We start from the raw sequence: 21,971 nt of genomic DNA on the forward strand, positions 1-21,971 counted from the left end.
CTGACTGTAATGACGTCATCGCGGGCAAGCCCGCTCCCACAAGAGTTGCGCAGTTCTTGTGGGAGCGTGGCTTGCCCGCGATGCAGGCGCCACAGGTTTCAGGCTTGGCGATTGGCATGCATCCGGCACTCTGCCAACAACGCCAGCAAATTCGGGTCGCGCTCCTTGGCCTTCAAGAACACCACCCCGATGTGCTGCTGCAGCCGGTACTTTTCCTGCAAGGGGATCAGCTTCACCCGGTTCTCATACACCGCCGCAATCCTCCCCGGCAGCAACGCATAACCCACGCCCGAGCTGACCATGCTCAGCAGGGTGAAGATGTCGTTGACCTGCATCGCCACCTTCGGCTCGAACCCCGCCTGCTTGAACACCCGATTACCGTCCTGGTGCGTGGCAAAGCCTTGGGTCAGCGTAATGAATGTCTCGTCGCGCACTTCGGCCAGATCAACTTCCGTGCGCTGGGCGAACTTTGAATCCGCCGGCGTGGCGAGAAAGATGTCGTCGGAAAACAGCGGGATCTGCTCGCAGTCCGGGTCGTTGACGCTGTCGTCCAGCGACACCAGGATCGCGTCGACTTCCATGTTCTTGAGCTTGTACAGCAGGTCGAAGTTCGAACCGAGGATCAGGTCGATGTTGAGTTCGCTGCGGCGGATCTTCAGGCCCATGATCAGCTGCGGCACGGTCTTCACTGTCAGTGAGTACAGCGAGCCAAGCTTGAAGCGTTCCGCAGAAAAACCGGCGGCTTCACGGGTCAGGCGCACAGTTTCGACCACGTCCTGAATCAGTTTCTGCGCTCTTTCTTCGAGCACGTAAGCGCTTTCCAGCGGTGTCAGGTTACGACCTTCATGTTTGAACAGCGGGCAGCGCAAGGCACTTTCCAGGGAATGGATCGCCCTGTGTACGCTGACGTTACTGGTCTGCAACTCGGCGGCGGCGCGAGCCAGATTGCCGGTGCGCATGAAGGCCAGGAACACCTCGAGCTTTTTCAGGGTCAATTCTTCGTCGATCAGCATGGCCCGGACTCTTATTCGAATGGCTCGATTGTGCACGCATGCGATGTTTTGTAGCAGCTATGTAGGAGCTGTGTAGGAGCTGTCGAGTGAAACGAGGCTGCGAATTTCTGACCACAACCTCGTTCCACTCGACAGCCCCCACAGTTTGCGCGATGTTGCATCAAATTTTGAGGTGAGCAACGCATGTACCACGGGGAACGATTGAACGCCTGGACGCATTTGGTCGGGGCGGTGGCGGCAACGGTTGGTGTGGTGTGGATGCTGGTGATCGCCAGCATGGACGGCAGCCCATGGAAAATCGTCAGCGTGGCGATTTACGGTTTCACTTTGTTGGTGCTGTACAGCGCCTCGACCGTTTATCACAGCGTGCGCGGGCGCAAGAAAGCGATCATGCAGAAGGTCGATCACTTTTCGATCTATTTGCTGATTGCCGGCAGCTACACACCGTTCTGCCTGGTGACCCTGCGCGGGCCGTGGGGCTGGACGTTGTTCGGGATTGTCTGGGGGCTGGCGCTGATCGGAATCCTGCAAGAGATAAAACCGCGGTCGGAAGCGCGGATTCTGTCGATCGTGATCTACGCGGTGATGGGCTGGATCGTGCTGGTGGCGGTCAAACCATTGCTCGCGGCGTTGGGCAGTGCGGGGTTTGCCTGGCTGGCGGCGGGCGGGGTGTTGTACACCGTGGGGATTATCTTTTTCGCCCTCGATCATCGTCTGCGGCATGCCCATGGGATCTGGCATTTGTTTGTGATTGCCGGGAGCTTGCTGCACTTTGTGGCGATTTTCTTTTATGTCCTTTAGACCGCGTCGCGGCCATTCGCGAGCAGGCTCGCTCCTACATTGAAATGCATTTCAATGTAGGAGCGAGCCTGCTCGCAAAAGGGCCCTAGAAATCACCCCAAAGCTGTTGAGCCACAGCTAACGCAACCACCGGCGCGGTCTCAGTGCGCAACACCCGAGGACCGAGGCGGGCGGCATGGAACCCGGCCGACTTAGCCTGATCGACTTCAGCGTCGGACAACCCGCCTTCCGGGCCGATCAGAAACGCCAGCGTCGCAGGCTTCGCATGACTCACCAACGGCTCAGCCACCGGGTGCAGGACCAGTTTCAACTCGGCGTCTGTCTGCTTCAGCCAATCCGCCAACAACACCGGCGGATGAATCACCGGCACCCGCGACCGTCCACATTGCTCGCACGCACTGATCGCCACTTGGCGCCAGTGCATCAGGCGCTTGTCGGCGCGCTCGTCTTTAAGGCGGACTTCGCAGCGATCGCTGAAGATCGGGGTGATTTCGGTCACGCCCAGTTCTGTCGCTTTCTGGATGGCCCAGTCCATGCGCTCGCCACGGGACAAGCCCTGGCCCAGATGGATCGCCAGCGGCGATTCAACCTGGCCGGCGAAGCTTTCGTCGATCTGCACCACCACGCGCTTCTTGCCGACTTCTACCAGCGTGGCGCGAAACTCATGGCCCGAGCCGTCGAACAGCTGCAACGCATCACCCTCGGCCATGCGCAGCACGCGGCTGATGTAATGGGCCTGGGCTTCGGGCAACTCATGCTCGCCGGTGCTCAGGGGGGCGTCGATAAAGAAGCGGGACAGTCTCATCTTGGGTCTCTGAAAAAGGTGTGAAAGTCTGGCGGCCTCATCGCGGGCAAGCCCGGCTCCTACAGGGTATATGCGGTCAACTGTGGGAGCCGGGCTTGCCCGCGATGGCGGCGGTCCAGGCTCCACAGTAGTCCAAGTGAAATCAATCAGCCTGGATCGCGGAAGCCGGGATGGAAGTCTTTCGGCACCGCCACGCTGACGCTGTTGCGCGTGGCGATGTCGATGCCTTCGCTGGCGACTTCCGCCAGAAAGTCGATCTGCTCGGGCGTAATCACGTACGGCGGCAGGAAATACACCACGCTGCCCAACGGACGAAGTAAAGCACCCCGTTCCAATGCATGCTGGAACACCTTCAAGCCGCGACGTTCCTGCCACGGGTAAGCTTCTTTCGTAGCCTTGTCCTTGACCATTTCGATGGCCAGCACCATGCCGGTCTGGCGCACTTCCGAGACGTTCGGATGGTCGACGAGATGCGCGGTGGAGGAGGCCATGCGCTGCGCCAGGGCCTTGTTGTTCTCGATGACGTTGTCTTCTTCGAAGATGTCCAGCGTTGCCAGGGCTGCCGCGCACGCCAGCGGATTGCCGGTGTAGCTGTGCGAGTGCAGGAAGGCGCGCAGGGTCGGGTAGTCGTCGTAGAAGGCGCTGTAGACGTCTTCGGTCGTCACGCAGGCCGCCAGCGGCAGGTAACCGCCAGTCAGGGCCTTGGACAGGCACAGGAAGTCGGGGCGGATGCCCGCCTGTTCGCAGGCGAACATTGTGCCGGTGCGGCCGAAGCCGACGGCGATCTCATCGTGGATCAAGTGCACGCCATAGCGGTCGCAGGCGTCGCGCAGCAGCTTGAGGTACACCGGGTGGTACATGCGCATGCCACCAGCGCCCTGAATCAGCGGCTCGACGATGACTGCCGCGACAGTGTCATGATGCTCTGCCAGGGTCTGTTCCATGGCCGCGAACATGTTGCGCGAATGTTCTTCCCAGCTCATGCCTTCCGGGCGCAGGTAGCAATCGGGGCTCGGCACCTTGATGGTGTCCAGCAGCAGGGCCTTGTAGGTTTCGGTGAACAGCGGCACGTCGCCCACCGACATCGCCGCCATGGTTTCGCCATGGTAGCTGTTGGTCAGGGTGACGAAGCGCTTCTTGTTCGGCTGGCCGCGATTGAGCCAGTAGTGAAAGCTCATTTTCAGCGCGACTTCGATGCAGGACGAACCGTTATCGGCGTAGAAGCACCGGGTCAGGCCTTCCGGCGTCATCTTCACCAGGCGCTCGGACAACTCGATCACCGGTTGATGGCTGAAGCCGGCGAGGATCACATGCTCCAGTTGATCGACCTGGTCCTTGATGCGCTGGTTGATGCGCGGATTGGCATGGCCAAACACGTTGACCCACCAGGAGCTGACAGCGTCGAGGTAGCGCTTGCCTTCGAAGTCTTCCAGCCACACGCCTTCACCGCGCTTGATCGGGATCAGCGGCAGTTGTTCGTGGTCTTTCATTTGGGTGCAGGGATGCCACAACACCGCGAGATCGCGTTCCATCCACTGTTTATTCAGGCCCATTTTCTGTCTCCTGGAGGCTACCCGTGACGTAGGCGGGTAAACAATCGCGCAAGCCTATGCAATGCGTCGCGCCGGGACAACCCATTGTGTCGATTGAGCTACTTTGTATGGGCCGATAGACGTTGCTGGCGGGCGTCTGAAGCCTGACGTATCCTTCGCGGTTCTTGGAGTCGACTGACTCGTAAAACTGCATTTTTCTCATGATTTCCGGAGTTCGCTGAATGTCTGTCGGTTGGCTGCGCGCCTGTGCGCTGGTGATGTTGGGGCTGTTCAGCGTGTCTGCGCTGGCCAAGGATAAAACCGCGATCGTGATCGGCGGCGGGCTGTCCGGCCTGACCGCGGCTTACGAGCTGCAGAACAAAGGCTGGCAGGTCACGTTGCTGGAAGCCAAATCGAGCCTGGGCGGTCGCTCCGGGATGGCCACCAGCGAGTGGATAGGCAACGACAAGGCCCAGCCGGTGCTGAACAAGTACGTGTCGACCTTCAAGCTGAGCACCACGCCGGCCCCTGAATTCGTGCGCACCCCAAGCTACCTGATCGATGGCGAGTACTTCTCGGCCGCTGATCTGACGACCAAGCAACCGGCCACCGCCGACGCGATCAAGCGCTACGAAAAGACCCTGGACGATCTGGCGCGCTCGATTGACGACCCGCTGAACCCGCTCGCTACCAACACGCTGCAATCGCTGGATTCGATCACCGTGTCCAACTGGCTCGACAAGCAGAACCTGCCGGCCACTGCGCGTCAGTTGATCAACCAGCAGATTCGTAGCCGCTACGACGAACCTTCGCGTCTGTCTCTGCTGTACTTCGCACAGCAAAGCCGTGTCTACCGTGGCATTTCCGATCGTGACCTGCGCGCTTCGCGATTGGTCGGCGGCAGCCCGGTGCTGGCCCAGGCGTTCGTCAAGCAACTGAAAACCATCAAGACCAACTCCCCGGTCTCGGCAATCATTCAGGACAAGGACGGCGTCACCGTCAAAGTCGACAACGTCGGGTATCAGGCTGACTACGTGGTACTGGCCGTGCCGCTGCGCGCGCTGAACAAGATCCAGATGACCCCGGCGCTGGACGCCCAGCACCTGGGTGCGATCAAAGGCACCAACTACGGTTGGCGCGACCAGATCATGCTCAAGTTCAAGACGCCTGTGTGGGAACCCAAGGCGCGCATGTCCGGCGAAGTCTTCAGCAACACCGGGCTGGGCATGCTGTGGATCGAGCCTGCCTTGAAGGGCGGCGCCAACGTAGTGATTAACCTGTCCGGCGACAACGCGCGGGTGATGCAGGCGTTCGGCGACAAACAGATGGTCGATCAGGTGTTGATCCGTCTGCACACGTTCTATCCACAGGCGCGTGGTTCGTTCACCGGTTATGAAATCCGTCGCTACAGCACCGACCCATCGACTGGCGGTGCCTACCTGGCCTTCGGTCCAGGCCAGATCAGCAAGTTCTGGCGTCTGTGGGAACGTCCGATTCAGCGTGTAACCTTCGCAGGCGAACACACCGACACCTTGTACCCGGGCACTCTGGAAGGCGCATTGCGCACTGGCCAGCGTGCAGCCAGTCAGGTAGAAGACCTGGCGGCGGGCAAGTCGTTTGAACCGGCTAAAGTGGGTCCGGCAGCAGCTGCTGCGGCGGCCGGCGCCGTGGCGGCGAAGAAAGGCAACTTCTTCAGCAACCTGTTCGGCGGTTCGGATGACGACAAGAAGCCAGAGCCGGTCAAGGCGCCTGAGCCTGTCGCTCCACCAGCACCGATCCCAGCACCGGTCGTTGCACCGGCACCGGTTGAAGCACCGAAGCCTGCAACACCCGTGAAAGCCGAACCCGCCAAAAAGGCGCCGGCCAAAGCTCCGGCGAAGAAACCGGCAGCCAAACCCGAAACCAAAAAGGCTCCGGCGAAGAAAGCTGAGACCGCGAAGAAGCCAGCGGCCAAGCCCGCTACGACTCCGGTAGCGGATGCCAAGACGCAGTAAGCGTCGGGATTAAAAAAACGCGGCAGCAATGTCGCGTTTTTTTATGCCTGTAGAAAACCAGGACCAGGAGTCGAATAAACACCGGGGGGCAGGTGTTCTTTAGTTGGACTTCATTTTTTCTCACACGTTGGTCTTTAATCTTTCCTTAACACGCCTATTTCAAGCTCTTGATCGTATTTCTCGATATTTCAAAGCGAAATTTTCGGCTTTAATTCGATAGATAACTCGATAGTCTTGGGCCAGAACTTACAGGGACTTGGCAATGCAACTACGAAACTCTATCTCTCGCTACGGCTGGGTCAGCATCTTCATGCACTGGGGTGTAGCGCTGGCAGTGTTCGGTTTGTTCGGTCTGGGTCTGTGGATGGTCGATCTCGGCTACTACGACCCTTGGCGCAAGGCAGGACCGGATCTGCACAAGAGCATCGGTCTGATCCTGCTGGGTGTCATGGTGTTGCGTGTGTTGTGGCGCTTCATCAGCCCACCGCCGCCAACGCTGACCAGCTACAGCCGCATGACGCGCCTCGGCGCCATGTTCGGGCATGCTTTTCTGTATCTCTGTCTGTTCGCTGTGATGATTGCCGGTTACCTGATTTCCACCGCAGAGGGTGTCGGGATTCCGGTGTTTGACTGGTTTGAAGTGCCTGCACTGGTTTCCGGACTACCGGACCAGGCAGATAACGCGGGTGCGATTCATCTCTACCTGGCGTGGGCGCTGGTGATTTTTTCCGGTCTCCATGCGTTGGCAGCATTGAAACACCACTTTATCGACCGTGATGTGACCCTCAAACGAATGCTGGGCCGCAAGGCCTGAAGTTCAACTTACCCCCCAAGGAATACAAGACATGTTGAAAAAGACGCTCGCCGCTTTGGCAATCGGTTCCGCCCTGCTGTCCGCTAACGTGATGGCAGCTGACTACACCGTCGACAAAGAAGGCCAGCACGCCTTCGTTGACTTCAAGATCAGTCACCTGGGTTACAGCTTCATCACCGGCACTTTCAAGGACATCGACGGCAAGTTCAGCTTCGATGCTGCCAAGCCGGAAGACAGCAAGATCGAGTTCAACGTCAACACTGCGAGCGTTTTCACCAACAATGCCGAGCGTGACAAGCACATCTCCAGCAAAGACTTCCTGAACGCCAGCAAAGCCACGTTTGTTTCCACCAGCGTAAAATCCACCGGTAAAAACGCCGCTGGCAAAGACACTGCTGACGTGGCTGGTGATCTGACAATCCTCGGTGTGACCAAGCCAATCGTGGTCAAGGCTACTTTCCTGGGTGAAGGCAAGGATCCATGGGGCGGCTACCGTGCAGGCTTTGAGGGTACTTTCAGCCTCAAGCGTTCCGATTTCGGCAAGCAAAAAGACTTGGGCCCATCGTCCGATGCGGTTGAGATGTACGTGACCTTTGAAGGTGTGAAAGCGAAGTAATGCTGAGACCGTAGGAGCCGAGCTTGCTCGCGATAGCGCAATTGGCAACACCTGCAATACCGAGGTGAACCCATCGCGGGCAAGCCTTGCTCCTACAGGTTTACGTTAGTGCATAAAAAATGCCCCTGATCGCGAGATCAGGGGCATTTTTTTATGGCAGGAAAAACTTAGCGGTTGCGGGTCAGCAATGCTGGTTTTTCGCCACGCGGACGGCCTGGCAGTTGATCAAGTTGTTCAGGAGTCGGGAAACGATCGGTTTTCGACTCCTTGTGAATGATCTTCGGCGCTGGACCGCGCGGGTTCTGCACGGCCGGTTCCGAACGCGGCTGATCGTCACGAGCAGGACGACGGTTGCGACCTTCTTCACGACGGGCCTGACCGTCACGTGGAGCGCCGCTGCGTGGACCGCTGCGCTTGGCTGGCGGCGTGCCGGTGGTGGCGCCGTCGCTGCTGCGCGGACCGCTTTGGCGACCCTGAGGCTTGCCGCCGGTACGCGGAGCAGCTGCGCCAGCGGCCGAACCCTGTGCCGGAGCACCCGGACGGCGGCCACGACCCTGAGCCGGTTTGGCTTGAGGAACGTAATCGACGCGGTTACCAAAGTTATCGATATCGTCGTCCAGGAACTCGTCTGGGGCACGGTCAGCCGAGGCAGCGCGCGGCGCCGGACGCTGTTGTTCGCGCGCCGGGGTGCCTTCGCGTGGCTTGTGTTCACGTGCCGGGCGATCACCGCGGGCCGTGGCGGCAGGTTTTTCCTTGCCGCCCTTGTCCTTGCCCTTGTCTTTACGACCGCCACCACCGCCGGTGCCGTTCGGGCCGTCGCCGCGCGGGCCACGTGGGTTGCGCGGGTTACGCACATCCGGACGCTCACGGACTTCAGGTTTCTCGGCTTCTACAGCGCTGGAGTCGAAGCCCATCAGGTCGCCGTCGGCGATTTTCTGCTTGGTCATGCGCTCGATGCTTTTGAGCAATTTCTCTTCGTCGGGCGCGACCAGCGAAATCGCTTCGCCCGAACGACCGGCACGGCCAGTACGGCCAATGCGGTGAACGTAGTCTTCGTCGACGTTCGGCAGTTCGAAGTTGACCACGTGGGGCAACTGGTCGATGTCCAGGCCACGCGCCGCGATGTCGGTGGCTACCAGAATGCGCACTTCACCGGCCTTGAAGTCGGCCAGGGCTTTGGTGCGAGCGTTCTGGCTCTTGTTACCGTGGATCGCGACAGCGCTGAGGCCGTGTTTGTCCAGGTACTCGGCCAGGCGGTTGGCGCCGTGCTTGGTGCGGGTGAACACCAGCACCTGTTCCCAGGCGCCATTGGTGATCAGGTGGGCCAGCAACGAGCGCTTGTGGCTGGCAGCCAGGCGGAACACACGCTGTTCGATACGCTCGACCGTGGTGTTCGGCGGCGTGACTTCAATGCGTTCCGGGTTGTGCAGCAGCTTGCCGGCGAGGTCGGTGATGTCCTTGGAGAACGTCGCCGAGAACAGCAGGTTCTGCCGTTTGGCCGGCAGGCGGGCCAAAACCTTCTTCACGTCATGGACAAAGCCCATGTCGAGCATGCGGTCGGCTTCGTCCAGCACGAGGATTTCCACGTGGGACAAATCGACGCTGCCTTGGCCGGCGAGGTCGAGCAAGCGGCCAGGGCAGGCCACCAGCACGTCAACACCGCGAGACATGGCCTGAACCTGCGGGTTCATGCCGACGCCGCCGAAGATGCAGGCGCTGACGAACTTCAGGTCACGGGCATAGAGCTTGAAGCTCTCGTGTACTTGAGCCGCGAGTTCGCGAGTCGGGGTCAGGACCAGTACGCGCGGTTGGCGCGGGCCGTGACGCTGGGATTTGTCCGGGTGACCGTTGGGGAACAACCGCTCCAGAATCGGAAGGGCGAAGCCGCCGGTTTTACCGGTACCTGTCTGAGCCGCGACCATCAGGTCGCGACCTTGCAACACGGCGGGAATAGCCCGCTGTTGCACCGGAGTAGGCTCGGTATAGCCCGCTGCCTCGATGGCGCGGACTAAAGCCTCGGAGAGACCGAGGGAAGCAAAGGACATGAGTAATCCTGTTTTAGTTAGGGCTTGGCCCAATGGGAGTCTTGCCTGGCGCGAATCGCGTTTAAGAGGAACGCAATCCCGTCCGGTCCTGCTGGAACTCAAAAGCTCGTCTGGAGTGCTCGCGCGGGCCGAAAGCTGCGCTGTAGCGGGGTCGAGATGCCTTGAACAAGTCCGAGCGTCCGGGCGTGAGCCTGGCGGGAACGCCGGAGTATAACAGAGCAATCACTGCGCGCCGCTTTCCTGCTGCTCAACGGTTTTTATAGGGTTCGCGTTGGCGGTGTCGGTGTTAAGGGCGGCACCGGGTTGCGCCCCGTATCGGGCGCTCAGTTCCGCGTAGGCGGGCTCGCGCTTGAAGCGCTTGAGTTCGGCGCCGAAACGCTGCACCAGCAAATCCATGCCGGCATTGCGACGTACCGCCAGAAACTGACTCTGGTGGCTGATGACGGTCGGATTTTCGGTGATCCTGTCGCGAATGCCCAATTCATCGAGCAAATGCTGGCCGACCCGGCGATCAGTGATCAGCAGGTCGATCCTCCCCCGTACCAGCTTGCCGAAGTTGGCTTCATGGGTGGGCGCCGGTTCACGGATGAACAGCGGCGAGTCGCTGAAATCCTTGCTGTAGAGGTAGCCCGGAGAGGTGCCGATGGTCAGGCCTTTCAGATCGCTCAAGGTGCGAAACGGGTGGGGCCGCTCATTGGCGTAGAACATCACGAACTCGACTTCAGAGAGCGGTTCACCAGGATAGAGCAGGGTCGCATCACGTTCGGCACTGTGGAAAATATCCAGCGCGCCATCGGCCTGACCGGTTTCAAGCATCGACAGGCAGCGTTTCCACGGCAGGAACTGCCACTCCACTTCGATCCCCAGGCGTTTGAAGACGATGGCTGTGGTTTCGTAATCCAGCCCCAGGAATTTGCCATTTTCCTCATAGACATAAGGCGCCCACGGTTCGGTGACAATGCGCAGCTTCTCGCCTTGGGCGGCAAAGCTCAGGCAAGTAAAAAGCAGAACTGTCAGAAATCGCGAAATCAGGGGCATGGCGTGAGATTACGACGAGAAACCATAAAGAGCCAGAAACTGGATCCGAAAGCTCTGGCACAAAGTAAATCCCATAAAAAAGGCCCTGGATTTCTCCAGAGCCTTTTCATGATGTTGCACTGTTTCAGCGCGGCAACTTCAGGTTGTTCCACACCGCCAGACTCGCTTCAGCCTGGTTCAGTGTGTAGAAGTGCAGGCCGGGTGCGCCACCTTGCAGCAGGCGTTCGCACATCTCGGTGATGACTTGTTCACCAAAGCCTTGAATGCTTTGGGTGTCGTCGCCGTAGGCTTCCAGCTGTTTGCGGATCCAGCGCGGGATTTCCGCACCGCAGGCGTCAGAGAAGCGCGCCAGTTTGCTGTAGTTGGTGATCGGCATGATCCCCGGCACGATCGGGATGTTCACGCCCATCGCCCGTACACGCTCGACAAAGTAGAAGTAGCTGTCGGCGTTGAAGAAGTACTGGGTGATAGCACTGTCGGCACCGGCGTTAGCCTTGCGCACGAAGTTGGCGATGTCATCTTCGAAATTGCGCGCTTGCGGGTGCATTTCCGGGTAGGCGGCGACTTCGATGTGGAAATGATCGCCGGTTTCTTCACGAATGAACTCGACCAGGTCATTGGCGTGGCGCATTTCACCGCTGGCCATGCCCATGCCCGAAGGCAGGTCACCGCGCAGGGCAACGATACGCTTGATGCCGGCGGCCTTGTATTGGGCCAGCAGGCCGCGCAAGTCGTCCTTGCTGTCGCCTACGCAAGACAGATGCGGTGCGGCAGGGACTTTGACTTCGCTTTCGAGCTGCAACACGGTGTTGAGGGTGCGATCACGAGTCGAACCGCCAGCGCCATAGGTGCAGGAGAAGAAATCGGGGTTGTAGGTGGCCAGCTGACGAGCAGTGGCGATCAGCTTTTCATGCCCAGCATCGGTCTTCGTAGGGAAGAACTCGAAGCTGTAGCGACGATCTTGGGACATGGGAATACCCTTGAAAACGCGTAAGCCTGGAAGTCTTGCATATCCCAATGTGGGGGCGGGCTTTTGTGGGAGCTGGCTTGCCTGCGATGGCATTACCCAGGTGTAACTGAAGCACCGAGGCGCCTGCATCGCGGGCAAGCCCGACTCCCACAAAAGCCCGCTCCCACAAGGGAGAGCGGACAGCGGGACTAATCAGTAGCGGTAAGCGTGCGGCTTGAACGGACCTTCGACGGTCACGCCGATGTAGTCGGCCTGGGTCTTGGTCAGTTGAGTCACAACACCGCCGAAACCGCGGACCATTTCCAGGGCCACTTCTTCGTCGAGCTTCTTCGGCAGTACTTCAACGGTCAGGCGCTCGGCTTTCTGGGCTGGCGACAGGTCGGCGTATTTCTGGCCGAACAGGAAGATCTGAGCCAGAACCTGGTTGGCGAACGAACCGTCCATGATGCGGCTTGGGTGACCGGTAGCGTTACCCAGGTTAACCAGACGGCCTTCGGCCAGCAGGATCAGGTAGTCATCGTTCTGAGCGTCGAAAGCGCCCGGGCCGGTGCGGTGGATTTTGTGAACCTGTGGCTTCACTTCTTCCCACGCCCAGTTCTTGCGCATGAAAGCGGTGTCGATTTCGTTGTCGAAGTGACCGATGTTGCAGACTACGGCGCGCTTCTTCAGGGCTTTGAGCATGTTCGAGTCGCAAACATTGACGTTGCCGGTGGTGGTCACGATCAGGTCGATCTTGCCCAGCAGGGCTTTGTCGATGCTCGCTTCGGTACCGTTGTTGATACCGTCGATGAACGGCGAAACCAGTTCAAAACCGTCCATGCAAGCTTGCATGGCGCAGATCGGGTCGACTTCGGACACTTTAACGATCATGCCTTCCTGACGCAGGGACTGGGCCGAGCCCTTGCCCACGTCACCGTAACCGATGACCAGCGCTTGTTTGCCGGACAGCAGGTGGTCGGTACCGCGCTTGATCGCGTCGTTCAGGCTGTGACGGCAGCCGTACTTGTTGTCGTTCTTGCTCTTGGTCACCGAGTCGTTGACGTTGATGGCCGGGATTTTCAGCTCGCCCTTGGCCAGCATGTCCAGCAGGCGGTGTACGCCGGTGGTGGTTTCTTCGGTAACGCCGTGGACGCGGTCGAGGATCGCCGGGTATTTCTTGTGCAGCAGCTCGGTCAGGTCGCCGCCGTCGTCGAGGATCATGTTGGCATCCCAAGGCGCGCCATCTTTGAGGATGGTTTGCTCCAGGCACCACTCGTACTCTTCTTCAGTCTCGCCTTTCCAGGCGAAAACCGCGATGCCGGCAGCAGCGATAGCGGCAGCGGCCTGGTCTTGAGTCGAGAAAATGTTGCAGGACGACCAACGTACTTCGGCACCCAGGGCAACCAGGGTTTCGATCAGCACGGCAGTCTGAATGGTCATGTGGATGCAGCCGAGGATTTTTGCGCCTTTGAGCGGCTGCTCACCAGCGTATTTACGGCGTAGACCCATCAGGGCAGGCATTTCGGATTCGGCGATGATGGTTTCGCGACGGCCCCAGGCAGCCAGGGACATGTCGGCAACTTTGTAATCGTTGAAATCTGCAGGCGTGTTGACAGCGCTCATGAAGAGCCTCCATTCGTAATGTATGCGAATGGGCGCCGTTGTGCGTTTAGTGTCTGACCGATAACGGTCAAGCAACGCCCCATCCGAGCCTGACAGGTCGAACCTGCTGCAGCGCCCCTCGGACAGGTGGCGGGAAAACGGTATCAGTGGATCGTTACCGTTTCGAAACGGGGGCGATTATAGCGGGCTATGCTGATCTTCCAAAGCGTTTCTGTTGGTCAATGTCTGAACGGTAATCGAGACCATAGTCTATGCGTAATAGAGCTCTAGGTCGGGCTCTGCCATGATGCCCTCCATCATTCGGCAAGACGCTCAGGAGTGAATATGAATTTCCACACCCGCAAATGGGTAAAACCTGAAGACCTCAACCCCAACGGCACGCTGTTCGGCGGCAGCCTGTTGCGCTGGATCGACGAAGAAGCGGCGATCTATGCCATCGTTCAACTGGGCAACCAGCGCGTTGTCACCAAGTACATTTCCGAAATCAACTTCGTCAGCGCCTCGCGCCAGGGCGACATCATCGAATTGGGCATCACCGCCACCGAGTTCGGTCGTACCTCGATCACCCTGACGTGTGAAGTGCGCAACAAAATCACCCGAAAAAGCATCCTCACCGTGGAAAAGATGGTGTTCGTCAACCTGGGCGAAGACGGCTTGCCGGCGCCGCATGGCCGTACCGAGATCAAATACGTCAAAGACCAGTTTCAAGATGACGTCGAGTAGGAGCCGAACTCGCTCGCGATGACGTCTTTCGCATCATCGCCGCCACCGGGCTGAACCCATCGCGGGCAAGCCGTGCTCCTACAGGCGTGGTTTCGTTTTTCCGAACACTGAACAGCTCCGAACCACGCGTGTCGTACCTTCATGACACGCCACTGGTTCAGGAATGCTATGGATACCCCAAAAGACGGCAAGACCCCGAACCTTTCGGCTGAAGAAGAGCACGAAGTCGAAAAGAACCAGCCACCTCGTGCGGCGGTACTGCATGAAATCATCCGTACCCAAGGCGACCAGGAACTGGAGCGCAGCATTGCTGCGCTGTGGTGGTCGGCGCTGGCAGCGGGGTTGACCATGGGCCTGTCGTTGATGGGCATGGGTTTGCTCAACTCGCGCCTGCCGGACGGTGAAGGTTTCAAGGTGATTGCGAGCTTCGGCTATTGCGCCGGCTTTCTCGCCGTGATTCTCGCCCGCCAGCAACTGTTCACCGAAAACACCCTGACCGCCGTGCTACCGGTGATGACCAAACCGACACTGGTTAACGTCGGCCGATTGCTGCGGCTGTGGACGGTGGTGCTGGTGGGTAATCTGTGCGGCACGTTGTTGGTGGCGTATGTGATGCTGCATTTGCCGATTTTCGACAGTAAAACCGACCTGGCCTTCCTTGAAATCGGGCGCAAGGTCATGGAAAACCACACCGGCCAAATGTTCGCCAAGGGCATTGTCTCCGGCTGGATGATCGCCACTATGGTCTGGATGATTCCGTCCATGGAAAGCGCGAAGATGTGGATCATCATCCTCATCACCTATTTCATGGCGCTGGGAGACTTCACCCACATCGTCGTCGGGTCGGCCGAGGTGTCTTACCTGGTGTTTGCCGGCGAGTTGCCGTGGAAGGATTTCTGGCTGGTGTTCGCCGGGCCGACGCTGGCGGGAAATATCATCGGCGGCAGCTTTATCTTTGCCCTGATCAGCCATGCGCAGATCCGCAGTGAAAGCGGGCCACCGAAGAAGGATGCGGATCAGGCGCCGGATTCACGCAAACGCGAAGAGGAGTAAAGACAGGTGCATCGCGTCAACTTCATCGCGAGCAGGCTCACTCCTACAGGGAAGGGCGCGGTCCATGTAGGAGTGAGCCTGCTCGCGATAGCAATGTCATGGGCGATGCAGCTATTCAGCCTAAGACATTGACCGCAGCCGCACTACGACGCTGCAGGTAAATAAAGAACAACGCTGTCAGCACCGTCAAACCGCTGACCAGCGCGCCGGTCCATGGCAAGTCCGCCAGGTCGGCACCACTGGCGACCACCAGTCCGCCAATCCACGCGCCGGTCGCATTGCCGAGGTTGAATGCGCTTTGGTTCAGTGTCGAGCCGAGGTTGGGCGCTTCGTGCGCCTGATCGATGATCAGCAGTTGCAGGATCGGGCACAGGGCGAAAGCAAAAATCCCCCACAACACCAGCGTGATCGCCGCCGGGATGACCGAGTGACTGGTCTGCGTGAACGCCGCCAGCACCACCAGCACAGCCAGTGCCATGCCCACCAGCGAGGGCAGTAAACGGCTGTCCGCCAATCGACCGCCGAGCATGCTGCCCGCCGTCAAACCTACGCCGAACAGCAACAACATGATGGTCACGCCATGCGGGCTGACGCCGGTGATGTCTTGCAGGATCGGCGCGATGTAGGTGAACACGCTGAACAGGCTGGTCGACGCCAGCACGCTCATGCCCAGCGCCAACAACACATTGATCTTGCCCAGCACCTTGAACTCGCTGGCGAGATTGGCCTTGTCCATGGCGATGTGTTTCGGCAACCAGAGCCATTGCGCGATGGCGGCAATCACACCAATTACCGAGACCGCCCAGAAAGTCGAGCGCCAACCGGCGTATTGCCCAAGCGCGGTGCCCAATGGCACGCCCAGTACGTTGGCCAGCGTCAGGCCGGTGAACATCATTGCAATGGCCTGTGCCCGCTTGTTTGGTGCGACCAGGCCGGCCGCGACCACCGAACCGATGCCGAAGAACGCACCGTGGCATAGGGCCGTGACCACGCGAGCCGCCATCAACGTGGCGTAGTTCGGCGCGAGCGCGCACAAGACGTTGCCCAGAATGAACATCAGCGTCATCCCCAGCAATGTCGCCTTGCGCGGCATGTTGGCGGTGCCGACCGCCAGGATCGGCGCGCCGAACACTACGCCCAGGGCGTAGCCGGTGATCAGCAGGCCCGCGTGCGGGATGCTGACGGCGAGGTCGCGAGCGACATCGGGCAACAGGCCCATGATGACGAATTCAGTGGTGCCGATGCCGAACGCGGCAACAGCGAGGGCAAGCAAGGCGAGTGGCATGCGCAAGGTCTCTGTCGGTAGTCTTGACGCTGTGATCAGGCATACGCAGCCCGACGACCGATCTCGGAGAGAGCGGGCATGGACAGGCATTATTGGAATTAGTCTGTGTGCAACTGAGTGCGGCGTGGTCGCTTGCAGTATAAACAGCAGCTGATATATGACGTATCAATTATCTGGGCGCTTCCCGCAGGGAACAAAAACAAATAAAGGAGTGTGCTGTGCTTGCGACGGCTCTGGTGTTGGTGGCGGCGCTGTTGCACGCGGCGTGGAATACCCTGATCAAATTCAGTGCGGAGCGCTTGTTGGTAGTGGCCTGCATGGACAGCGTGGCACTGTTGTTTGTCGCGGTGATGGTGCCGTTCTTGAACGTGCCGCCCATCGACATCTGGCCGTGGATTCTGGCGTCGGCGGCGTTCGAGTTGCTTTACCGTTACTTGCTGATCCAGGCGTATCGGGTCGGTGACCTTGGCCTGGTGTACCCGCTGATGCGTGGCTTGTCGCCGCTGGTGGTGCTGACCTTGACGCTGATCTTTGCCGGGGAAGTGCTGACGAACCAGCAGATCTTTGGAATTCTGCTGATCCCGTTCGGTATGGCGTGCCTGCTGTGGCAGGGCGGTGGCGGCGCGCGATTGCCGTGGTCGATGCTACCCGTGGTGGCACTGATCGGCTTGTGCATCGGTTGCTATACCTACATCGACGGCCAGGCGTTGCGGCGCTGGTCTCATCCTCTGGATTATCTGGTCTGGGTCACGTTGCTCAGTGCCTGGCCATTCCCCTTGCTGGCGTTGGTGCGCAAGCGCCCGGCATTCAAGTTGTTCTGGCGTGAACAATGGCGACTGGGGTTGGCGGTCGGGTTCTGTGTGTTGTTCAGCTACGCTCTGGTGCTGTGGGCTATGCAGCTGGGTTCTATTGCCGAAGCGGCGGCGTTGCGTGAGATCAGCGTAATTCTGGTGGTGCTGTTTGGCATGCGTTACCTGAAAGAACCTTTTGGTCGACCGCGACTCCTTGCCTGTGGGCTGGTGATGATTGGCATATTGGTGATGAAGTTTTAATCGAAACCCGAATGTCTAAAACTGAAAAAGGATTGCTCTATGACGGTTGCACTGTGGTGCATTTTGATCGCGATTTTCCTGCCGTATATCTGCACGGGTGTCGCCAAGATCAGTGGCGGGTACAGGCTGAAAGATAACCATGACCCCCGGGATTTTCTTGATTCGCTGGAGGGGTTGGGCAGACGTGCGCATGCCGCGCAACTGAACAGTTTTGAAGTGACCCCGGCATTTGCGGCTGCGGTGATCGTGGCTCACCTGGCGGGCAATGCCGAGCTGGTGACGATCAACGTGCTGTCGGTGTTGTTCATCACCAGCCGGTTGCTGTACATCATTTGCTATTTGGCCGACTGGGCGACTTTGCGGTCGTTGGTGTGGTTTGTCGGGATGGGGTTGATTGTCAGTTTCTTTGTGGTGTCGGTCTGACAGCAACCTCGGCGATTGCGCTGGCCCCTTCGCGGGCAAGCCCGCTCCAACAGGATCTGTGGTGAAACACAAAATTTGTATTCACTGAAGATCAACTGTGGGAGCGAGCCTGCTCGCGAAAGCAATCTAACTGTCGCGGCAGAATTCAAGGTTTAGTGTCGGTCGCATCGGCCACCTGAGGCACTTGTGGCAACGGCGCACCTTTAGGCCACAACATCCAGATCTGCCCCTGCTGTTTCATGTCGCCGGCCAATTGCCCGGCCGCTTCACCTGTGCCCCAGAACAGGTCCGCACGAACCTCGCCGGCAATTGCGCCGCCGGTATCCTGAGCCGCCACCGGGCGAACCAGCGCAGTGCCGTCCGGTTTCGTGGTGGACAGCCACAACAGGCTGCCCAGCGGAATCACTTTACGGTCCACCGCCGCGCTATACCCCGCCGTCAACGGCACATTCAATGAACCGCGAGGCCCTTCGTTGCTGTCCGGGTTACGAGTGAAAAACACATAGCTGGGGTTGCTGGCGAGCAGTTCGGGAATACGAGTCGGGTTGGCTTTGGCCCAGGTGCTGATCGCGCCCATGGTCACGTCTTCTTTCTTCAGTTCACCTTGCTCCACCAGCCAGCGCCCGATGGGCCGATACGGATGGCCGTTCTGGTCGGCGTAAGCGATGCGCAGCTGGCGCCCGTCATCGAGCTGAATACGCCCCGATCCCTGGATTTGCAGGAATTGCAGGTTCATCGGATCGGTCAGCCAGGCAACGACGGGTGCCTTGGCCCCTTTGGTCCCAATCGTTGCCGCATCGTCGTAAGGCTTGAGCACTCGTCCTTCAAGTCGACCGCGCAGGCGTTTGCCTTTGAGCTCCGGGTAGATGCTGTCCAGCGAGACAATGATCATGTCGTCGGGCACGCCGTACACCGGGATGTTTGCGCTGGTGGTCTGGGTCAGGCTGCCCGGGTAGACCGGTTCGTAGTAGCCCGTGATCAAACCATTGGGGTTGTCATTGGCGGCGCGTAGGCCATAGACATCCAGATTCTGTTTCAGGAAGCCGCGGATGTCGGCGGCGGTTTGCGGCACATTGGTGGACGCCGCGCAGGTTGAACCCCAGACCGGGTCGGCCTTGAGTCGGTTGCACGCGCTGCGCCACGAGCCGAACCCGGCGATCAGGTCGCTGTCGGACACTGCTGGCAATGCTTCCCAGGTAGCACCGGAATAGGTAGCCAGTGCGTGGGTTTTCGGCTTGTTGTTATCGCCGCCGGTGCAGCCGGCGAGCACGGCCACCATTGGGAGAGCCCACGCGAGGGGGCGACGCCATGCCTTGAAACGGCTGTTCATGGAGTAATTCCTTTGCCGGTTGCCTGAGTGCTCCATGCGCTCAAACAACCCATATTGATAATAGGGCTATTGGTCTTTTCCGATGACGCGAGGATACTGGCCGCCGTTTCCCGTGACCTGTAGCCACCATGACTCTTAAAAGACTTTCTGTTGTATTGCTGGCCTGTCTGACGTTGTCCGCCTGCGGCGGCGTCGACCCGAATTCTCCGCTGGGTCAACGCAAGGCGATCTTCAAGCAAATGCTCAAGACCGGCGAGGACCTGGGCGGTATGTTGCGTGGGCGCATTCCATTTGATGGCCAAAAATTCGCCGACGGCGCCGTGAAGCTCGATGCGCTGTCCCGCGAGCCGTGGAAGCATTTTCCACAGGTGCGCGAAGAAGATCACACCAGCGCCAAGGACAATGTCTGGCAGCAGCAGGCACGTTTTCAGGAAATGTCCCGCGACCTTGAAGCCGCCACCGGTGAGTTGGTGATTGCCAGCCAGGTCCAGCCCTACAAGGCCAGCAACCTGGGGCCGGCGGTGCAGAAAGTCGAGGATGCCTGTAGTGCGTGTCATAAACAGTTTCGGGATCATTGATTCTCGCTTGTTGATCGTTCCCACGCGGTGCGTGGGAACGATCAGTCCTGAACTGATCCTTACTTGTCCAGCTCATCGAGGGAGTCCTGCAATTCCTTGCGGGCCTCGGCGAGTTTGTCTTTGCGTTTGTTGATTTTGTCGGGGTCGCCGTTCTTCATGGCTTTGTCGAGATCGGCCTGACGCTTGCTGACTTCGCGCTTGGCGTCGAGGACTTTATTTTCCCGTTCTTTCTTCAGCGAGGCGTCAGTGCAGTGTTCGGTGACCTCGCGCAAGGCAGTCTCCAGGCCGGCCTGCTGGTCGGCATTGCCGTGTGACTTGGCCAGATCGATCTGATTGATGATGCCCTGTTTCTTGGCCGCGCAGCCGGTCAGTTCCGGTGCTTCTTCAGCAGCCATCAGTGGAGCGGCCATCACGCTGCAAAAGGTCAGCAGGACGAGCGGTGAAAGAAATTTCATAAAAGCTCCATGTGCAAAGACAAGCGGGTCGGTGTGGCGATGGGCGTTGGAGCGCATCGACCCCCGGGGGTTCCCGGGCTGCCGGGCGTTACCGGTCTTTAAAAACCGTCAATGCCGGCAATACGTAATGTTTCACTCAAGGCCAGGACCTGCGGATCGCGGAAAAACGCGCTCAATTGGGTCGCACGTCCCGGGCCGATACCGGCTTCAGCCTGCCATTGTTCGGTGTTTCGATTCGCCAGTTCCTGCCATGAATCGGCAAGCTTTGCCTGGCCGGTCGGAGGCAACCCCAAGGCTTTAAGCCAGCGAGCGAACGGGCGTTGCCGCGCACTGTTGAAACTGTCTATCAGGCGAGCGCTGCTGCGTTCGCCGAAGCCATCAATGTTAGCAAGCTCCCGGGCATCGAGGGTCAACCAATCCAGCAGGCCGTTGAGATGGCCTGTATCGAAAAGTTTCTCCCAAGTGCCGGCGCCGACGTGGGGTAAGGCCAGGCCCCGCTTGCCACTGAGCCAGGTCAGTCGCGCGAGAAATTGACTTTCGCATCCCGGTGTCGGCTCCCAGCAACTCAAATGATGGAAGGCGGCAGCCTGCGGAACATTCAGTTGAGGGCGTTCGGTGCTGCGCAGCACAACGCTGTCGAGCCTGGGAATGGTCAGCCCGGCGAGGCTGATGGACACCTGGTCGCCGGGGAGGATGTCCAGCTCTGTCCAGCGCCGCAGGGAGCTGACGCTCACGCGTTTGATCTGCCGGTCATCCAGCGTCACCGGTTTGAGGTGCAGTACGGGGGTGATTCGTCCGGTACGACCGATCTTGAATTCGACTTTTCGCACCTCGGCCAGCGCCTGGGCAAAAGGGTATTTCCAGGCGACGGCCCAGTAGGGTGATTTAGCCTGCCAGCGTTCAGCCGAGGGGCGCTGATTTTGCCGCAAGACAACGCCATCGCTGGCAAACGGCAGGGGCGAGCGATACCAGCGATCGCGCCAGTGTTCGGCATCGGCCAAGGTCCGAACCGGCTGGCTGTAGGGTGCCATGCTCGGGAAGCCCAAATCCTCCAGCGCCGCGATACGTTCGGGCACAGTGGCCGGGCCTTGTGGCCAGTCCCAGACAAACAGCCTGATGTTGTCGGCGTGCTCCGGGTCGAGTGCCTTGCGAGCCATCAAGCCGGCCACCATGGAGCGTGCATTGAGGCTGCCGGCCTTCGCTTGTACATGGTCAGTCAGGTGCCAATAAAGTTCGCCTTGCACCTGCACGTCCAGCGGTTGTGCAAGTTGTCGGGGGATGCCGGGAACCTGTCGCGCCGAAGAAGTCCAGTCCTGCCCGTGGATGCCGTCGCCCCGGCTGATCGCCTGATACAGCAGGCCTTTGCGATAGGTCAGCGTCACGGCGACACCGTCGACCTTGGGTTGTATCCAGATGCCCTCGCGATCACGCAGCCAGTGTTCAACGGCTCGGCCATCGCGCAGTTTGTCCAGACCCGTGTGGGCGATGGGGTGGGCTAACTTTCCACCCGCAGTGCGCAACGGTTCGGGAGCCAGACCCACGTCAAAACACTCACGCCATGCGATCAGTTGTGCACGGGACTGATCATAGATTTCGTCGGCAACCAGAGAGCGCCCGCCCCGGTGATAGTGGTCGTCCCACAAGTCGATCTGTTTTTGCAGGGCGGCAATTTCGTCGAACGCGCGGGCGGCAGGCCAGTCAGGGCAGTCGGCTGCGTTTGAAGGCAGGCAAATCAGCGTCAGAAAAAAAGCGGAAAACAGGCGCAGAAGCATCGTGAGCGTCCTTGCTCAAATGAAGTTCTGGAAGGCTAGGACGGATTTGAGAATCGAGGCGGCCGGGAGT

General features: G+C 59.4%; 20 protein-coding genes and 1 riboswitch. Of the genes, 9 read left to right on the forward strand and 11 right to left on the reverse strand.

Annotation, left to right across the window (positions count from 1 at the left end; all coding sequences use genetic code 11):
* Positions 1-98: 98 nt before the first annotated feature.
* Positions 99-1,013, reverse strand: coding sequence for a LysR substrate-binding domain-containing protein (locus BMS17_RS13945; protein WP_077431119.1), 915 nt, complete (start codon positions 1,011-1,013; stop codon positions 99-101).
* A 183-nt stretch (positions 1,014-1,196) separates the two neighbouring features.
* Here BMS17_RS13945 and BMS17_RS13950 point away from each other — a divergent pair, with 183 nt between their 5' ends.
* The gene (locus BMS17_RS13950) at positions 1,197-1,814 is read left to right on the forward strand and encodes a hemolysin III family protein (RefSeq protein WP_046029783.1); all 618 of its coding nucleotides are present in this window, start codon (positions 1,197-1,199) and stop codon (positions 1,812-1,814) included.
* 85 nt (positions 1,815-1,899) lie between these two features.
* On the opposite strand, the gene BMS17_RS13955 is transcribed toward BMS17_RS13950, so the two are convergent.
* Together BMS17_RS13955 and BMS17_RS13960 are read right to left on the reverse strand one after the other, a co-directional pair.
* The gene (locus tag BMS17_RS13955; protein WP_046029784.1) at positions 1,900-2,619 is read right to left on the reverse strand and encodes a 16S rRNA (uracil(1498)-N(3))-methyltransferase; all 720 of its coding nucleotides are present in this window, start codon (positions 2,617-2,619) and stop codon (positions 1,900-1,902) included.
* A 146-nt stretch (positions 2,620-2,765) separates the two neighbouring features.
* Positions 2,766-4,172 (reverse strand): adenosylmethionine--8-amino-7-oxononanoate transaminase, encoded by a 1,407-nt coding sequence (locus BMS17_RS13960; RefSeq protein WP_077431120.1) that lies wholly within the window; start codon positions 4,170-4,172, stop codon positions 2,766-2,768.
* A gap of 221 nt (positions 4,173-4,393) precedes the next feature.
* On the opposite strand from BMS17_RS13960, the gene BMS17_RS13965 reads away from it, so the two are divergent.
* The 3 genes from BMS17_RS13965 (at position 4,394) to BMS17_RS13975 (ending at position 7,575) form a co-directional block, all read left to right on the forward strand.
* A complete protein-coding gene (locus BMS17_RS13965; RefSeq protein ID WP_077431121.1) occupies positions 4,394-6,145 on the forward strand; it encodes a flavin monoamine oxidase family protein in 1,752 nt (583 codons plus the stop codon).
* Between the two features lie 262 nt (positions 6,146-6,407).
* Positions 6,408-6,959, forward strand: a complete 552-nt coding sequence (locus tag BMS17_RS13970; protein ID WP_046029787.1) for a cytochrome b — start codon at positions 6,408-6,410, stop codon at positions 6,957-6,959.
* A gap of 31 nt (positions 6,960-6,990) precedes the next feature.
* Positions 6,991-7,575, forward strand: a complete 585-nt coding sequence (locus tag BMS17_RS13975) for a YceI family protein (protein ID WP_046029788.1) — start codon at positions 6,991-6,993, stop codon at positions 7,573-7,575.
* A gap of 167 nt (positions 7,576-7,742) precedes the next feature.
* On the opposite strand, the gene BMS17_RS13980 is transcribed toward BMS17_RS13975, so the two are convergent.
* The 4 genes from BMS17_RS13980 to ahcY all read right to left on the reverse strand — a co-directional run bounded on the left by BMS17_RS13980 (position 7,743) and on the right by ahcY (position 13,230).
* Positions 7,743-9,620: a DEAD/DEAH box helicase gene (locus tag BMS17_RS13980; RefSeq protein ID WP_077431122.1), complete on the reverse strand. Its 1,878-nt coding sequence runs from the start codon at positions 9,618-9,620 to the stop codon at positions 7,743-7,745.
* A gap of 222 nt (positions 9,621-9,842) precedes the next feature.
* A complete protein-coding gene (locus tag BMS17_RS13985) occupies positions 9,843-10,658 on the reverse strand; it encodes an ABC transporter substrate-binding protein (RefSeq protein WP_077431123.1) in 816 nt (271 codons plus the stop codon).
* Between the two features lie 124 nt (positions 10,659-10,782).
* Positions 10,783-11,628 (reverse strand): methylenetetrahydrofolate reductase [NAD(P)H], encoded by an 846-nt coding sequence (gene metF / locus BMS17_RS13990; RefSeq protein ID WP_046029791.1) that lies wholly within the window; start codon positions 11,626-11,628, stop codon positions 10,783-10,785.
* A 192-nt stretch (positions 11,629-11,820) separates the two neighbouring features.
* A complete protein-coding gene (gene ahcY / locus BMS17_RS13995; protein WP_046029792.1) occupies positions 11,821-13,230 on the reverse strand; it encodes an adenosylhomocysteinase in 1,410 nt (469 codons plus the stop codon).
* 23 nt (positions 13,231-13,253) lie between these two features.
* Positions 13,254-13,356: riboswitch (S-adenosyl-L-homocysteine riboswitch) on the reverse strand.
* 198 nt (positions 13,357-13,554) lie between these two features.
* Here ahcY and BMS17_RS14000 point away from each other — a divergent pair.
* Positions 13,555-13,953 (forward strand): acyl-CoA thioesterase, encoded by a 399-nt coding sequence (locus BMS17_RS14000; protein WP_046029793.1) that lies wholly within the window; start codon positions 13,555-13,557, stop codon positions 13,951-13,953.
* Positions 13,954-14,121: 168 nt separating this feature from the next.
* A complete protein-coding gene (locus BMS17_RS14005) occupies positions 14,122-15,006 on the forward strand; it encodes a formate/nitrite transporter family protein (protein ID WP_046029794.1) in 885 nt (294 codons plus the stop codon).
* Positions 15,007-15,121: 115 nt separating this feature from the next.
* Here BMS17_RS14005 and BMS17_RS14010 read toward each other — a convergent pair whose 3' ends face one another.
* Entirely contained in the window at positions 15,122-16,291 is a 1,170-nt protein-coding gene (locus BMS17_RS14010) for an MFS transporter (RefSeq protein ID WP_046029795.1), read from the reverse strand.
* 218 nt (positions 16,292-16,509) lie between these two features.
* Here BMS17_RS14010 and BMS17_RS14015 point away from each other — a divergent pair, with 218 nt between their 5' ends.
* Positions 16,510-17,343, forward strand: a complete 834-nt coding sequence (locus tag BMS17_RS14015) for an EamA family transporter (RefSeq protein WP_046029796.1) — start codon at positions 16,510-16,512, stop codon at positions 17,341-17,343.
* A 39-nt stretch (positions 17,344-17,382) separates the two neighbouring features.
* The gene (locus tag BMS17_RS14020; RefSeq protein ID WP_046029797.1) at positions 17,383-17,766 is read left to right on the forward strand and encodes an MAPEG family protein; all 384 of its coding nucleotides are present in this window, start codon (positions 17,383-17,385) and stop codon (positions 17,764-17,766) included.
* A gap of 145 nt (positions 17,767-17,911) precedes the next feature.
* On the opposite strand, the gene BMS17_RS14025 is transcribed toward BMS17_RS14020, so the two are convergent.
* Positions 17,912-19,096, reverse strand: coding sequence for a murein transglycosylase A (locus tag BMS17_RS14025; protein ID WP_046029798.1), 1,185 nt, complete (start codon positions 19,094-19,096; stop codon positions 17,912-17,914).
* A gap of 128 nt (positions 19,097-19,224) precedes the next feature.
* Here BMS17_RS14025 and BMS17_RS14030 point away from each other — a divergent pair, with 128 nt between their 5' ends.
* Positions 19,225-19,674: a cytochrome c gene (locus BMS17_RS14030; RefSeq protein ID WP_077431124.1), complete on the forward strand. Its 450-nt coding sequence runs from the start codon at positions 19,225-19,227 to the stop codon at positions 19,672-19,674.
* 59 nt (positions 19,675-19,733) lie between these two features.
* On the opposite strand, the gene BMS17_RS14035 is transcribed toward BMS17_RS14030, so the two are convergent.
* Positions 19,734-20,129: a DUF1090 domain-containing protein gene (locus tag BMS17_RS14035; RefSeq protein WP_077431125.1), complete on the reverse strand. Its 396-nt coding sequence runs from the start codon at positions 20,127-20,129 to the stop codon at positions 19,734-19,736.
* Between the two features lie 98 nt (positions 20,130-20,227).
* The gene (gene ligB, locus BMS17_RS14040) at positions 20,228-21,901 is read right to left on the reverse strand and encodes an NAD-dependent DNA ligase LigB (RefSeq protein WP_077431126.1); all 1,674 of its coding nucleotides are present in this window, start codon (positions 21,899-21,901) and stop codon (positions 20,228-20,230) included.
* Positions 21,902-21,971: the final 70 nt, after the last annotated feature.

Origin of the sequence: Pseudomonas sp. C9 (assembly GCF_002000165.1) — a bacterium.
In the GTDB taxonomy this organism is placed as follows: domain Bacteria; phylum Pseudomonadota; class Gammaproteobacteria; order Pseudomonadales; family Pseudomonadaceae; genus Aquipseudomonas.